Below are 15,328 nucleotides of genomic sequence, written 5' to 3' on the forward strand. Positions count from 1 at the left end.
CCCCGTAAAACGGGAGGCGGGCGGCATACACACGTCGGCTACGATTTCAAGGTTCGTACCCGTAGCGACCTGGGAGCAGCCCCCGATGGCTCGACACCTCATCACCAGCGCCCTTCCGTACATCAACGGGATCAAGCACCTGGGCAACATGGTGGGGTCCATGCTCCCGGCGGACGTGTACTCCCGGTACCTTCGCCAGCGCGGCCACGACGTCCTGTACATCTGCGCGACCGACGAGCACGGCACCCCCGCCGAGCTGGCCGCGAAGGAGCGGGGCCTGCCGGTGGACGAGTTCTGCGCCCAGGCGCACGACGCGCAGAAGGCGGTGTACGACGGCTTCGCGCTGGCCTTCGACTACTTCGGCCGCAGCTCCTCCGCCGAGAACCGCGAGATCACCCAGCACTTCGCCCGGAAGCTGAACGAGAACGGCTTCATCGAGGAGCGGGCGATCCGCCAGGTCTACTCCCCGGCCGACGGCCGCTTCCTGCCGGACCGCTACGTGGAGGGCACCTGCCCGCACTGCGGTTACGACAAGGCCCGCGGCGACCAGTGCGAGAACTGCACCCGCGTGCTGGACCCGACCGACCTGATCGAGCCCCGCTCGGCGATCTCCGGCTCCACCGAGCTGGAGGTCCGCGAGACCAAGCACCTCTTCCTGCTCCAGTCCAAGCTGCAGCACGAGGTCGAGGAGTGGGTCTCCCGCCACGAGCAGGACTGGCCGCAGCTCGCCTCCTCCATCGCACGCAAGTGGCTGACCGAGGGCCTGCACGACCGCGCCATCACCCGTGACCTGGACTGGGGCGTGCCCGTCCCGGCCGACACCTGGCCGGAGCTGGCCGCCGAGGGCAAGGTCTTCTACGTCTGGTTCGACGCCCCGGTGGAGTACATCGGCGCGACGAAGGAGTGGGCCGACCAGGACCCGGAGAACCGGGACTGGAAGTCGTGGTGGTACGAGGCGGACGACACCGTCCGCTACACGCAGTTCATGGCGAAGGACAACGTCCCGTTCCACACGGTGATGTTCCCGGCGACCGAGCTGGGTGTGCGCGAGCCGTGGAAGAAGGTCGATTACGTCAAGGCGTTCAACTGGCTGACGTACTACGGCGGCAAGTTCTCCACGTCGCAGAAGCGCGGCGTCTTCACCGACCAGGCCCTGGACATCCTCCCGGCGGACTACTGGCGCTACTTCCTGATCGCCAACGCCCCCGAGTCGGACGACTCGTCCTTCACCTGGGAGCACTTCACCGCGACGGTCAACAAGGACCTCGCGGACACCCTGGGCAACTTCGTCAACCGCGTCCTGTCCTTCTCCAAGAAGCGCTTCGGCGAGGAGGTCCCGGCGGGCGCGGAGGCCGGCGAGGCCGAGGCCAAGCTGGGCGAGGAGATCGCGGGCCTGCTGGCCGAGTACGAGACCCAGATGGAGGCCCTCCAGTTCCGCAAGGCCGCGGCCGCGCTGCGCGCCCTGTGGTCGGCCGGAAACTCCTACCTGGAGGAGAAGGCCCCCTGGCTGGAGATCAAGACCGACCCCGAGGCCGCGGCCCTCACCCTGCGCACGGCGATGAACCTGATCCACCTGTACGCAGTGGTCTCCGAGCCCTTCATCCCGGCTTCCTCGGCGGCGATGCGCGCGGCGTTCTCGCTGCCGGACGACACGGCGACCTGGATCACCGAGGCCGAGGCCAAGGCCCTCACGACGGTCCCCGCGGGCACCCCCTTCACCGTCCCCCCGGTCCTGTTCGCCAAGCTGACGGACGAGGACCTGGAGACGTACAAGGAGCGTTTCGGCGGCACAGAAGGCTGACCCCCTCTCCAACGACGGCGCCGGCCCCCTCGGGACGACCCCCGCGGGCGACAAGTGGAGGAACATCATGTCGTTCGTGAACTACTTCCCCGGTCGAGGCACCCTGCTGGAGCGCACCTTCCTGGAAGGCGAGGCCAAAGGGGAGGCGCGGGGTGAGGCCCGAGGGGAGGCGCGGGGGGAGGCCAAGGGGGTGTTGCGGGTGCTGGACGTGCGTGGCATCGCGGTGTCGGCCGACGTCCGCGAGCGGGTCACCTCCTGCACCGACCCCGTCCGGGTGAGCGAGTGGCTCGACCGTGCCGGGACCGTCGAGCGGGCCGAGGACCTCTTCTGCGACACCCCGGAGAATCCGTAGTCGCGGTGACCGGGCCCCGTTCTGGCAGAGTACGGATGCCGTGAGCATCCCCGAACTCCACCAGCGCCTGCTGGCCGACGTCGTCAGTGCCGGGAGTCCGTGCGGGCTCGTACTCGCCGGGGGTTACGCCCTGGATGGGCACGGTCTGGTCCGGCGGGCGCACGGCGATCTCGACTTCGCCACCGAGAGCGCCGAGGCGATGGCGGGCATCGCCGACGGACTGGCCGCCGCGCTGGAGGCGCGGGGGCGGGGGGTGCGGGTGGAGGCGGTCACCGGGCGGACCGCTCAGCTCGGCGTCGTCGACCCGCCCACCGGCGAGTCCGTCCCGCTCACCCTGCACAGGGAAGCCTTCTGGCAGCCGGCCGAGCTGACCGCGTACGGGCCCGCCCTCTCGCTCCCGGACGCCGTCGGCACCAAGATCCGGGCGCTGTACGACCGGGGAGCGGCCGTCGACCTGATCGACGCGCGGGCCGCCACCGGGCGTTTCTCCCTGCCCGAGCTGGAGGAGCTGGGCCGCCGCCATGCGTACGACGCCTTCGACCTGCCCACCCTCCAGTCCCGCCTGACCGGCACCGACTTCTACTCCGACTTCGAGTTCCTGCGGTTCGGCCTCCCCCGCCACGAGGTCGGCGCCCTGCGCGCCTGGGCCCAGCACTGGTCCGACGACATCGCGGAACGGCTGCTGGAGGACGGCGCGTATCCGGACGACGGGACCGAGGAGCCGGAAGCTCAGTAAGAGCCCGGCAAGTGGCTGGTAAAATTCGCTCACTTGAGCGAGGGTGGGGACCCTCGCGGGGGAGGGAACTTCACGTGGGCAGACACGCCCTGCGACGGGGCGGTCTGACCGCCGCCGTCTCCGCACTCGCGGTCGCCGTGGCGACCGGCGTCACGCTCTCCGGAGGCGGGGAGGCCGCCCAGGCGGCCGGCAAGCCGACCGCCGGGACCACGGAGATCGTGCTGGACGACCCGCGCACCGAGACGCCACGCGCCGAACGGCTGCTCGCGGCCGGCACGACCGGCTTCCTGCACCGGCAGAGCGGCGTCGCGGGCCTGCTCTGGACGAGGTACGCCGACGGCGACACCACGCCGGTCGACGGTCCGCCCAACGGGCCCGGCTACCGGCCGTACCAGCCGGCCACCGCCAACTGCGGCGACATCGCCGCCTCGTGCCCCTCCGGCACGTTCGGCCAGGGCGCCGACACCGTGGCCCTGCCGCACCGTACGTACACCGAACCGGTGTCGCTGTGGACTCCGGGCGGTGGCGCGCCGCGCACCCTGGACATGCCGCGCACCGAGTACGTCGGCACCTACGGCGGCACCGTCGTCGCAGCCCACTGGGACACCCCGGTCGACGCCGAGCCGCGGGCCTGGCTGCAACTGCTCGACCTCACCGACGACGGGCAGCGCGACCGGACGGTCACCGGCTGGCCGGCCGGACAGGAGTGGGGCGCGGGCACCTCCCGGCGCACCGGCGACGCCAAGGGCGCGCTGATCTCCCACCCGGCCCCCCGCGACGCCTCCGGTGGTCCGACGACCTACGACATCGGCTATCTCGACTTCGCCACCGCCGAGTTCACCGAGGTGTTCCACGGTGCCGACGCGGGCCTGTCGCTGGTGCTCACCGACGACCGGCTCGGCTGGTACAGCCCGGGCGGCGGCCTGCATCTGAAGTCCCGTACCGGCCTCACCGCCGCCGAGACGGTTCCCGTGGCCGCCACCGGCGCCGTCGGCTCCCCGGTACTCGTCGGCGACTGGCTCGTCCTGGTCGCGGACCGCGGCGCCGTCACGGCCGTCTCCCTGACCGACGGGTCCCGGAAGACCCTGCTCACCCGCTCCTACGGCGACCCCGTGGCCACCCCGGACGGCGGCGCGCTCGTCACCGGCGGCACGGGCGCGGCCGACTGGTGGGTGCACCGGGTCGGCCGGGGCACCGACGGCACGCCGCGGCTGGAGAAGCTGTACAAGGTCGCGCCGTTCGAGAACCCCAAGACCGGCCTGGCGCTCAGCCGGGGCAGCCTGCGGGTGGCCGAGGACAATCCCTCCGGCACCTCGGACACCACCTCCGTCACCGCCCTGACCACCGACGGCACCACCACGCTGACCGCGTCCACGCCCACGGCGGGCGCCTCCATCAGCGCCAAGTGCCCCTACCCGGGCACCGCCTGCTCGGCGATGTGGGGCAACAAGGGCACCGGCCCCAAGGACGTCTACCTCGACACGTTCGACGACGTCGACGAGGGAGGCACGGGCCTGAACGACGCGGACCGGCTGGTCGCGATCGGCGACCCCCCTTCCTCCGGCTGGGACCTGAAGTTCGGCACCCAGGGCGGCTCGATCGTCGACGTCTCCGACGGGTACGTGGTGTACGACTCCGGCGGCGCCAGGCCCGAGCAGTACGTGGCGCGGTTCGGCTACACGACGAAGCTGAAGCGCCCGGTCCGCACCGCCGCCCTGAACGGCTCCACCCTCTGGAGCGCGGGCACCGGCAACGGCCAGGTCACCTCGTACAGCCTCACCGCGGACAAGACCCTGAGCACGGTGACGATCCCGGGCGCCGGCTGCGTGCCGAGCGAGCTCCAGGCCGCGGGCCGCTGGCTGTACTGGGCCTGCGGGACGGCCTCGGCGGGCGTGTACGACACCAAGGCGGGCACCTCGGCCGCCGTCACCCCCGGCGACGTCCTGCTCGGCGACGGCTTCACCGTCCGCCACGACCACGCGGCCGGCACCCTCGTGCTCACCGACGCGGCCACCCGCGCCACCCGCGTGGTCGCCGAACGGGTACCGGACACCGGCCTGTCCGCCGACCGCCGCCACCGCTGGACGGTCGACGAGTACACCGGCCTGGTCGCCTGGTTCGACGCGAACGAGCAGACGCATGTCGCGACCACCGGCGTGGCCCCGTCCGCCCTGACGGCCTTCGAGTCCGACACCGGCAGTCATGCCACGCCCGCCACGTCCGACTCCTGGCACGGTGAGTGGCTGCTGTCGCGCCCCGTGAGCTCCTGGTCGCTGACCTTCACCTCGGTGCAGAGCGGCGAGACCGGCAAGGCCGCCCGGACGGTCACCGGCACAGCGGCCACCGCCCGGGTGGCGGCCGGCTGGAACGGCAAGACGTCCGGCGGGAGCCGCTTCCCGAGCGGCGGGTTCACCTGGACGCTGAAGGCGACCGGCCTGGGCACGTCCGGCGCCGTCACCGTTGCCTCGGGCAGCGGCTTCCTCGACCACGGGGCCCCGGTCCGCCACGACTTCGGCAGCCCGGACGGACCGGACGGGGTCGGTGACCTGCTGACCCTCAACTCCGCGGGCGCGCTGACCTTCCAGGTCGGCACCGGCCGCGGGACGTTCTCGCAGAAGATCTCCAGCAGCGGCTGGGCGGCCGGCACCAAGGCCGTCCCCTTCGGCGACCTCAGCGGGGACGGCTGCAACGACGTGCTGATCCGCCCGGCGAGCGGAGCCCTCCAGCTCTACAAGCCGGCCTGCAACACCGCGCCGAAGCCGACGACGTCCCACACGACCCTGGGGACCAGCGGCTGGAACCAGTACGACGTGCTGACGTCGCCCGGTGACATCAGCGGCGACGGCCGGGCCGACCTCATCGCCCGCAACGCCTCCACCGGCACGGTGTACCTCTTCAAGGGCACGAGCACGCACACGCTGTCCGCCCGGGTGAAGCTGTACGACAACTGGAAGAGCCACCGGAAGATCGTTGGCACCGGCGACCTGAACGGCGACGGCATCGGCGACCTGCTCGTCCAGGACGCGTCGAACACGCTGTACCGATACGCAGGCACCGGCAAGGGCACTTTCGGCGCCCGCGCCAAGGTGTTCAGCGGCTGGGGCGCGGCCTACGACACCATCGTCGGCGCGGGGGACCTCGACCGCGATGGCAAGGCCGACATCGTCTCGCGGGACACCGCGGGCAAGCTGTACCGCAACAGCGGCGACGGGAAGGGCTCGTTCGGGGCGCGCACCCAGATCGCGACCGGATGGAGCGGCTACAAGCTCCTGGCGTAGCGGTGTCCCGTCCCGCCTAGGTAGGCGGACGACAACAGGGAAGGGGCCCGGAACCGACTGTCGGTTCCGGGCCCCTTCCCTGTGCGTGCCTTACTTCGGCTGCGGCTTCCTGATGTTCAGGTGCAGCTCGCGCAGGCGGGACTCGTCCAGCTCGGTCGGGGCGCCCATCATGAGGTCCTGGGCGTTGCCGTTGAGCGGGAAGGCGATGGTCTCGCGGATGTTCGGCTCGTCGGCGAGGAGCATGACGATGCGGTCCACGCCCGGCGCGATGCCACCGTGCGGCGGGGCGCCGAAGCGGAGGGCGCGCAGCATGCCGGCGAACTTCTCCTCGACCGTGTCACGGTCGTAGCCCGCGATCTCGAAGGCCTTGATCATGATGTCCGGCTCGTGGTTCCGGATGGCGCCGGAGGAGAGCTCCACACCGTTGCAGACGATGTCGTACTGCCAGCCGAGGATGTCCAGCGGGTCCTGGCTCTCCAGGGCCTCCATGCCGCCCTGCGGCATCGAGAACGGGTTGTGGGAGAAGTCGAGCTTCCCCGTCTCCTCGTCCCGCTCGTACATCGGGAAGTCGACGATCCAGCAGAAGCTGAAGACGCCCTCCTCGAAGTGGCCGGCCCGCTTGGCGGCCTCGACGCGCACGGCGCCCATGATCTTCGAGACCTCGTCGAACTCGCCCGCGCCGAAGAACACCGCGTGGCCGGGAGCCAGCGAGAGACGCTTGGTCAGCTCGGCCACGTTGTCCTCGGTGAGGAACTTGGCGATCGGGCCGGTCAGCGAACCGTCCTCGCCGACACGGACCCAGGCCAGGCCCTGCGCGCCCTGCGAGACCGCGAACTCACCGAGCTGGTCGAAGAACTTGCGCGGCTGCGACGAGACGTCCGGCACCGCGAGGGCACGCACGTGCTTGCCCGCGAAGGCCTTGAACGCCGAGCCCTCGAAGACGTCGGTGATGTCGACGAGCTCCAGCTTGGCGCGCAGGTCCGGCTTGTCGGAGCCGTACTTGAGCATCGCCTCGCGGAACGGGATGCGCGGGAAGGGGGAGGTGACGTGGCGTCCGCCGCCGAACTCCTCGAACAGCTCGGTCATGAGCTTCTCGATCGGCTGGAAGACGTCCTCCTGCTCGACGAAGCTCATCTCGACGTCGAGCTGGTAGAACTCGCCCGGCGAGCGGTCCGCGCGGGCGTCCTCGTCGCGGAAGCAGGGCGCGATCTGGAAGTACCGGTCGAAGCCGGAGATCATCAGGAGCTGCTTGAACTGCTGCGGGGCCTGCGGCAGGGCGTAGAACCGGCCCGCGTGGACGCGGGAGGGGACGACGTAGTCGCGCGCGCCCTCGGGGGAGGTGGCGGACAGGATCGGCGTCGCCATCTCGTTGAAGCCCATCGCGGCCATCTTGTGGCGCATGGCCGAGATGACGGACGTGCGCAGCATGATGTTGCGGTGCATGCGCTCGCGGCGCAGGTCCAGGAAGCGGTACTCCAGGCGCCGCTCCTCGTTGACCCCGTCCTCGGCGTTGATCGTGAAGGGCAGCGGGGCTGCCGCGCCCAGCAGCTCGACCTCCGCGACCTCGACCTCGATCTCGCCGGTGGGCAGCTCGGGGTTCACGTTCTCGGTTCCACGTGAAACAACGCGGCCGTCGATGCGGACCGTCGACTCCTTGGAGATGGAGTCCAGCGTCTCGTAGGCGGGCGTGCCGGGTCGGGCCACGAGCTGCGTGATGCCGTGGTGGTCACGCAGATCGATGAAGAGGATGCCGCCCAGGTCGCGCCGATTGTGCAGCCAGCCACTCAGCCGGACGTCGGTGCCGACGTCGGAGGCGCGGAGCTGGCCGCAGGTGTGGGACCTGTACCGATGCATCGTCGTTCATCGTCCTTCGTTGGGGGTTCTTTGCCGGAAGTGTGCTCTCCCCCGGCCAGAACGGGCACGGGGCCCGGACCCATCAAGGGTACCGGGCACCCCATGATCGGCTCCCCACCATTACCGTCTGCCGATCTACGGTGGCAGTAGTGGGGACGACCTTCTTAAAGTGGGGCAATGCGCACAGGCGAGCCACTGCCGTCCGTGGGGGACGTCCTCGTCTCCCTCGCCACCGGGCTCTGGCAGTGGGACACGGCCACGGATCTGGTCACGGTGGACGCGGAGGCGGCGCGGCTGCTGGGGCTGCCGGCCCGGCCCACCACTCTCACGGAGGCACAGGCACGCGCCCGGCTGCACCCCTCCGACTGGAACGAGATCACCGGGGTCGTCCCGCTCGCCGCGGCCAAGGGCACGCTCGCCGAGGTGCGCATCCGGGTCGTGGACGCGGCGGGCCGCACCATCCGGGTGGTGCGCAGCCGCTCCAAGCCGTCCTTCGACCGGGAACGCCGGGCGTACGAGCTGATCGGCACCCTGCAGGAGGTCACCGAACCGGCGCCGGGCACGTCCTCGGCGCGCAGCGCGGTCACCGGCGACTGGCGGCGCTCCCGCGAGGCGTTTCTGCTGGACGCGGGCCGGGCACTGGCCGAGGCGCGGTCGACGGCGGAGGTGCTGCGGGTCGCGGCGACGCTGTCCATGCCGGGCTTCTCCCCGGACGGTCTCGCGGTGTTCGGGGTGGAGGGCGACCGGCTGACGATCATCGGCCACCACGGCTACCAGCCCGGCGACGACGGACCCTTCACCCATATGCCGCTGGCCACGGACTATCCGGCCGCCGAGGTGGTCCGTACCGGCCAGGCCGTCTATCTCTCCACGCCCGGCGAGTACCGCGACCGGTATCCGACGAGCTGGCCGCTGGCCGAGCAGTTCGGCCGCCGCTCGTGGGCGTTCCTGCCGCTGACACTGGGCGGGCGGACGCGGGGCGCGTGGATGGCGGCGTTCAGCGACCGGGTGGCGTTCACCCCGGACGAGCGGGCGGTGCTGACCACGGTCGCCCGGATGCTCGCCCAGGCCCTGACCCGCGCGGGCGACGCGGAGACGCAGCGGGAGCTGTCGGAGGGGCTCCAGCGCTCCATGATGCCCTCGCTGCTCCCGGAGATCCCCGGCATGAGCGTGGCCGCCCGCTACATCCCGACCGGCGGCGGCCTCCAGGTCGGCGGCGACTGGTACGACATGATCCCGCTGCCCGGCGGGGTCTCCCCGACCACCGCCCAGGGCGGCCGGTTCGCGCTGGTCATCGGGGACGTGCAGGGGCACGACGTCCGGGCGGCCGGCCTGATGGGCCAGCTCAGGATCGCGCTGCGCGCCTACGCCGCCGAGGGCCACCGCCCCGACGCGGTGCTCTCCCGCGCCTCCCGCTTCCTGCACGGCATCACCCACGACGAGCACGCGAGCGACCTGCGCTTCGCGACCTGCCTGTACGCGGAGGCCGACCCCGCCACCGGGCGTCTCGAGGTCGCCCGCGCCGGGCATCCGGAGCCGGTGATCCGGCTGGCCGACGGCACGGTGGTGCTCCGGCCCACGGCGGGCGGGCTGCCGCTGGGCGTCGACCCGGACGGGGACTATCCGACGACCCGGTTCACGCTGGAGCCCGGCGAGACGATGATGCTGTGCACCGACGGCCTGATCGAGACCGGCGGCCATGACATGGAGACCGGCTGGCGGCGCGTGCGCGCCATCCTGGAGCAGTACGGCGGCGCGGAGGCGGATCGCGAGAACGGCCTGGAGGGGCTGGCGGACGCGCTGGTGCAGGGCGTGCACGGGCCGTCCTCGCACCACACCGTCGGCCCGCTGACCGACCGCCGCGAGGACGACATCGCGGTGCTGCTGCTGTTCCGGTCCGGGGAGAGCCGCGGGCTGAGCGAGGGCCCGGCAGCCGCCGACCGGACACGGGTGCGCAGCACGCTGCTGTCGGTGGCGCAGGACGAGCCGGAGCGGATCGCGGAGGCCCGCCAGCATCTGCGCGAGCTGTTGCACGACTGGGTGCCGGCCGAGCAGGTGGACGCGGCGGTGCTGCTGATCTCCGAGATGATCACCAACGTGCTGGTGCACACCGACGCCGACGCGCTGCTGCTCGCGGAGATCTTCGGCGAGCACGGGCACCGGCGGCTGCGGGTGCAGGTGACCGACAGCGGCGACGACCTCCCGCACAAGCGCCGCCCCGGCGAACTGGCCTCCTCCGGCCGCGGCCTGATGCTGATCGAGATGCTCGCCGACGCGTGGGGGGTCGAGCCCCGCGGCGAGGGCAAGAGCATCTGGTTCGAGCTGTACGAGAAGGGCGAGGCGGGCGAGGCCGACGTGACCGACGTGATCGACGTGATCGACGGCGCGGGGGACTAGGGCTGCTCGTGCGGGGCGCCGTAGCGCTCGCGGAGTTCCTGTACGACGCCGAAGACGGCCGCGGTCAGGGGTACGGCGAGGAGCATGCCGAGGATGCCCGCGACGGAGGCTCCGGCGGTGATCGTCAGCATCACCACCGCCGGGTGCATCTGCACGGTCCGGCTCTGGATGGCCGGCTGGAGCACGTGCCCCTCCAGCACCTGGACCGCGAGCACCACCCCGAGCGCCCACAGCGCGATCACGAAACCCCGGTCCGCGAGGGCGACCAGGACGGCGACGGCGCCGGAGAGGAAGGCGCCGAGGTAGGGGATGTAGGCGGCGACGAAGACGAGCGCGCCCAGCCCCACCGCGCCGGGCACGCGCAGGATCAGCAGACCGACGGTGATGCAGACGGCGTCGATGAGCGCGATGATCGTCGTGCCGCGCATGAACCCCTCGACCGCCTCGAAGGCCCGGCGTGCCATGGCCTCCACGACATCGGCGGTACCGGCGGGGGCGAAGCCGCGCAGGGAGCGCAGGGCCCGCCGGGAGTCGCGCAGGAAGAAGAAGACCAGCAGCAGGGCCAGTACCGCGATGGCGATGGTCTCCCCGACGACGCTGACGCCGCTGATGACGTTGGAGACCGCCGTGCCGCCGAACTTGCCCAGCAGCTCGCGGGCGTTGCCGGCCAGGTCGTCCAGGCCGGTCCCGGCGGCGCCGAAGTGCCGGGCGATGGCCCTGGCGGCGTCGCGCAGGGAGGCCACGATCTCGTCGCCGGTGTCGACCAGCGCGGCGACCACGATGTAGACCGCGCCGCCGACGACGGCCACGACCGCCACGCAGGTCAGCGCGGCGGCGATGCTGGGGTTCAGCTTCATCCGCACCAGCCAGCGGTACAGCGGGCCCAGCAGGGCGGTGCCGAGGAGGGCGAGCAGTACGGGGGTGACGGCGGTACGCAGCTCTCCGCACAGCTTGATGCCGACCCAGCCGAGGCCGGCGGCCAGCAGCAGTACGGCACACCAGGCGGCGAACCGTCGTACGGGTACGGGGAGAAGCTGCACGCCTCCAGCGGAGCACGCCGTGGGCTCGGCTGTCCTGCTGCGGCGGGCCGGGCGGGTGAGGCGCCGTCTCTCCGCTTGCCCTACCAGGGGGCTCCCGGCCTGTGCCCACCCCCGCCCGACTCGGCGGGTCGAGAGGTGGGCGAGAAGGAGGCCCGCGCGCCGCCGCCCCGGCAGACTGCGTTGTCTGCCGGGGCGGCGGGGTACAGCGGGGCCAGGATCAGTCCTGCGGGCCCTTCTCCGTCATTCCGTGCACCGCCGGCACCGTGCCCAGGCGGCCCTTCTGGAAGTCCTCGAAGGCCTGCATGAGCTGGTCCTTGGTGTTCATGACGAACGGGCCGTAGTGGGCCATGGGCTCACGGATGGGCTGTCCGCCGAGGAGGACGACCTCCAGGTCCGGGGTGTTGGAGTCCTGCTTCTCGTCCGCGCGGACGGTCAGCGCGCCCCCGGAGCCGAAGACCGCGGTCTGCCCGGTGTGGACCGGGCGGCGCTCCGCGCCCACCGAGCCGCGGCCGGCGAGCACGTAGGCGAGGCCGTTGAAGTCCTCGCGCCACGGCAGGGTGATCTCCGCACCCGGCGCCACCGTCGCGTGGATCATCGTGATCGGCGTGTGGGTGATGCCGGGACCCGCGTGGCCGTCCAGCTCACCGGCGATGACGCGCAGCAGCGCGCCGCCGTCGGGGGTGGTGAGCAACTGGACGCTGCCGCCCCGGATGTCCTGGTAGCGCGGCGCCATCATCTTGTCCTTGGCGGGGAGGTTCACCCAGAGCTGGAGCCCGTGGAAGAGACCGCCCGACATGACCAGGTGCTCCGGCGGGGCCTCGATGTGCAGCAGGCCCGAGCCGGCGGTCATCCACTGGGTGTCGCCGTTGGTGATGGTGCCGCCACCGCCGTTGGAGTCCTGGTGGTCGAAGATCCCGTCGATGATGTAGGTCACGGTCTCGAAACCGCGGTGCGGGTGCCAGGGGGTGCCCTTGGGCTCGCCCGGCGCGTACTCCACCTCACCCATCTGGTCCATCATGATGAACGGGTCGAGGTGGCGGTAGTTGATCCCGGCGAACGCGCGGCGCACCGGGAATCCCTCGCCCTCGAAACCGCTCGGCGCGGTCGTCACGGTGAGCACCGGACGCGACACGGCGTCGGCGGGCGCGGTCACACGGGGCAGCGTCAACGGGTTCTCGACGGTCACTGCAGGCATGGTCGGTACCTCCTTGTGGACCCAGTTTAGTTGAGCGTTGAACTTTCTGCCAGTCGCAACACAGGAGGCCCGGAGGGAATTCCCTCCGGGCCTCTCACCGGCGACGCGACTGGGCTATCCGTACATGCGCCGCATGGCGAACTCGACCATCTGCTCCACCGCCTTGGCGTCGAACACCATGCGGTGCTCGCCCTCCATGTCGACCACGAAGCCGTAGCCGGTGGGGAGCAGGTCGATCACCTCGGCGCCGGTGATCACGAAGTACTTGGACTCCTTGCCCGCGTACCTGCGCAGTTCCTTCAGCGAGGTGAACATCGGGATCACCGGCTGCTGGGTGTTGTGCAGGGCGAGGAAGCCGGGGGTGTCACCGCGCGGGCAGTACACCTTGGACGTGGCGAAGACCTGCTGGAAGTCCTCGGCGGGCATCTGCCCGGTGGTGAAGGCGCGCACCGCGTCCGCCAGCGAGGGTGCGGACGGCTCCGGGTAGAGCGGCGGCTGCTGGCCGTACCCGCCGACACCACCCGGCTGCTGCTGCGGCGGCACGTACTGCTGCTGGGCGCCCACGTTCTGGTCGTAGCCGTACATGGGCGCAAGAGTACCGAGCGCGGGCGGCGGGGTCAGGGGAGCGGTGGACCTTCTTCCGCCGCATCTCACACCCGGCGGGGTTGCGTCTTATTACCGACGGGTAGCATCATCGTAGCTACTTGTTGGTACGTGATCAGATGCGAGGAGTCAGTGCCTCGCCGAGTCCGTGATGGAGTCACCATGGGGCACTACAAGTCCAACCTCCGCGACATCGAGTTCAACCTCTTCGAAGTCCTCGGCCGCGACAAGCTCTACGGCACCGGCCCGTTCGAGGAGATGGACACCGACACCGCCAAGTCCGTCCTCGCCGAGCTGACCCGCCTCTCGGAGAACGAGCTGGCGGAGTCCTTCGTGGACGCCGACCGCAACCCCCCGGTCTTCGACCCCGAGACGAACACCGCGCCGGTCCCGGCCTCCTTCAAGAAGAGCTACAAGGCCTTCATGGACTCGGAGTACTGGCGGCTCGGCCTGCCCGAGGAGATCGGCGGCACCAACACCCCGCCGTCCCTGATCTGGGCGTACGCGGAGCTGGTGCTCGGCGCCAACCCGGCCATCTGGATGTACTCCTCCGGCCCGGCGTTCGCGCGCATCCTCTTCGAGGAGGGCACCGAGGAGCAGAAGAAGTGGGCGCAGATCGCGGTCGACAAGACCTGGGGCTCCACCATGGTCCTCACCGAGCCGGACGCCGGTTCGGACGTGGGCGCCGGCCGCACCAAGGCCGTGCAGCAGGAGGACGGCTCCTGGCACATCGAGGGCGTGAAGCGCTTCATCACCTCCGGTGAGCACGACATGGAGGAGAACATCCTCCACTACGTCCTCGCCCGCCCCGAGGGTGCCGGCCCCGGCACCAAGGGCCTCTCCCTCTTCCTCGTGCCCAAGTTCCTCTTCGACGGCGAGTCCGGCGATTTGGGCGAGCGCAACGGCGTCTACGCCACCAACGTCGAGCACAAGATGGGCCTGAAGGCGTCCAACACCTGCGAGATGACGTTCGGCGACCGCCACCCCGCCAAGGGCTGGCTGATCGGCGACAAGCACGACGGCATCCGCCAGATGTTCCGCATCATCGAGTTCGCCCGCATGATGGTCGGCACGAAGGCCATCTCGACCCTGTCGACCGGCTACCTCAACGCGCTGGAGTACGCCAAGGAGCGCGTCCAGGGCCCCGACCTGGCGCAGTTCATGGACAAGAGCGCGCCCAAGGTCACCATCACCCACCACCCCGACGTGCGCCGCTCGCTGATGACGCAGAAGGCGTACGCCGAGGGCATGCGCGCCCTCGTCCTCTACACGGCCTCGATCCAGGACGCGATCGCGGTCAAGGAGGCCGGCGGTGAGGACCCCTCCGCCGAGCACGCGCTGAACGACCTGCTCCTGCCGATCGTGAAGGGCTACGGCTCCGAGAAGGGCTACGAGCAGCTCGCGCAGTCGCTGCAGACCTTCGGCGGCTCCGGGTTCCTCCAGGAGTACCCGATCGAGCAGTACATCCGCGACGCCAAGATCGACACCCTCTACGAGGGCACCACCGCGATCCAGGGCCAGGACTTCTTCTTCCGGAAGATCGTCCGCAACCAGGGCGCCGCGCTGAACGGTCTGGCCGAGGACATCAAGAAGTTCCTGGAGCTCGGCACCGGCGGCGAGGAGCTGGCGGGCGCCCGCGAGCACCTGGCCAAGGCGGCCGTGGAGCTGGAGGCGATCGTCGGCCTGATGCTGACCGACCTCGCCGCCACCGAGCAGGACGTCAAGAACATCTACAAGGTGGGCCTCAACACCACCCGCCTGCTGCTGGCCTCCGGTGACGTGATCGTCGGCTACCTGCTGCTCAAGGGCGCCGCCATCGCCGCCGAGAAGCTCGAGACCGCCTCCGCCAAGGACAAGGCGTTCTACACCGGCAAGATCGCGGCGGCGAAGTTCTTCGCGGCCAACGTCCTGCCCGGTCTCACCCTGGCCCGCAAGATCTCGGCCGGTGTCGACCTGGACCTGATGGAGCTGGACGAGGCCGCGTTCTAGTCCTCGCCCCCTCCTCGGTACCGTCGCGGGCCCGCTCCCTCCTTCCGGAGAGCGGGCCCGCGCTCGTCGTTAAGGTAAACGCC

Annotated in this window: 10 protein-coding genes; 6 read left to right on the top strand and 4 right to left on the bottom strand. The window is 70.9% G+C overall.

Going from position 1 to position 15,328, the window contains the following annotated elements; genetic code table 11:
- Positions 1 to 85: 85 nt before the first annotated feature.
- The 4 genes from metG to HEK131_RS30055 all read left to right on the top strand — a co-directional run bounded on the left by metG (position 86) and on the right by HEK131_RS30055 (position 6,167).
- Positions 86 to 1,801, top strand: a complete 1,716-nt coding sequence (gene metG, locus HEK131_RS30040) for a methionine--tRNA ligase (protein ID WP_244451903.1) — start codon at positions 86 to 88, stop codon at positions 1,799 to 1,801.
- A gap of 67 nt (positions 1,802 to 1,868) precedes the next feature.
- Positions 1,869 to 2,153 (top strand): hypothetical protein, encoded by a 285-nt coding sequence (locus tag HEK131_RS30045; RefSeq protein WP_244451904.1) that lies wholly within the window; start codon positions 1,869 to 1,871, stop codon positions 2,151 to 2,153.
- 40 nt (positions 2,154 to 2,193) lie between these two features.
- On the top strand, positions 2,194 to 2,889 hold the full coding sequence (locus tag HEK131_RS30050; RefSeq protein ID WP_244451905.1) for a nucleotidyl transferase AbiEii/AbiGii toxin family protein: 696 nt from the start codon (positions 2,194 to 2,196) through the stop codon (positions 2,887 to 2,889).
- A 74-nt stretch (positions 2,890 to 2,963) separates the two neighbouring features.
- Positions 2,964 to 6,167, top strand: a complete 3,204-nt coding sequence (locus tag HEK131_RS30055; RefSeq protein WP_244451906.1) for an FG-GAP repeat domain-containing protein — start codon at positions 2,964 to 2,966, stop codon at positions 6,165 to 6,167.
- 90 nt (positions 6,168 to 6,257) lie between these two features.
- Here the strand turns inward: HEK131_RS30055 and aspS are convergent, their stop codons facing one another.
- Complete coding sequence (aspS, locus tag HEK131_RS30060) at positions 6,258 to 8,021, bottom strand: aspartate--tRNA ligase (RefSeq protein ID WP_244451907.1); 1,764 nt, start codon at positions 8,019 to 8,021, stop codon at positions 6,258 to 6,260.
- A 177-nt stretch (positions 8,022 to 8,198) separates the two neighbouring features.
- Between aspS and HEK131_RS30065 the strand changes: the two genes are divergently transcribed.
- The gene (locus HEK131_RS30065; protein ID WP_244451908.1) at positions 8,199 to 10,418 is read left to right on the top strand and encodes an ATP-binding SpoIIE family protein phosphatase; all 2,220 of its coding nucleotides are present in this window, start codon (positions 8,199 to 8,201) and stop codon (positions 10,416 to 10,418) included.
- Here HEK131_RS30065 and HEK131_RS30070 read toward each other — a convergent pair.
- The 3 genes from HEK131_RS30070 to HEK131_RS30080 all read right to left on the bottom strand — a co-directional run bounded on the left by HEK131_RS30070 (position 10,415) and on the right by HEK131_RS30080 (position 13,238).
- The gene (locus HEK131_RS30070; RefSeq protein ID WP_244451909.1) at positions 10,415 to 11,458 is read right to left on the bottom strand and encodes an AI-2E family transporter; all 1,044 of its coding nucleotides are present in this window, start codon (positions 11,456 to 11,458) and stop codon (positions 10,415 to 10,417) included. The genes HEK131_RS30065 and HEK131_RS30070 overlap by 4 nt on opposite strands.
- Positions 11,459 to 11,675: 217 nt before the next feature.
- Positions 11,676 to 12,653 carry a pirin family protein gene (locus HEK131_RS30075; protein ID WP_244451910.1) on the bottom strand — a complete coding sequence of 326 codons (978 nt, stop codon included), beginning with the start codon at positions 12,651 to 12,653 and terminating at the stop codon, positions 11,676 to 11,678.
- Between the two features lie 114 nt (positions 12,654 to 12,767).
- A complete protein-coding gene (locus tag HEK131_RS30080) occupies positions 12,768 to 13,238 on the bottom strand; it encodes an SseB family protein (protein WP_135791428.1) in 471 nt (156 codons plus the stop codon).
- A 180-nt stretch (positions 13,239 to 13,418) separates the two neighbouring features.
- Between HEK131_RS30080 and HEK131_RS30085 the strand changes: the two genes are divergently transcribed.
- Positions 13,419 to 15,245, top strand: a complete 1,827-nt coding sequence (locus HEK131_RS30085) for an acyl-CoA dehydrogenase (RefSeq protein WP_217463589.1) — start codon at positions 13,419 to 13,421, stop codon at positions 15,243 to 15,245.
- Positions 15,246 to 15,328: the final 83 nt, after the last annotated feature.

The sequence above is a fragment of the Streptomyces seoulensis genome (assembly GCF_022846655.1).
In the GTDB taxonomy this organism is placed as follows: domain Bacteria; phylum Actinomycetota; class Actinomycetes; order Streptomycetales; family Streptomycetaceae; genus Streptomyces.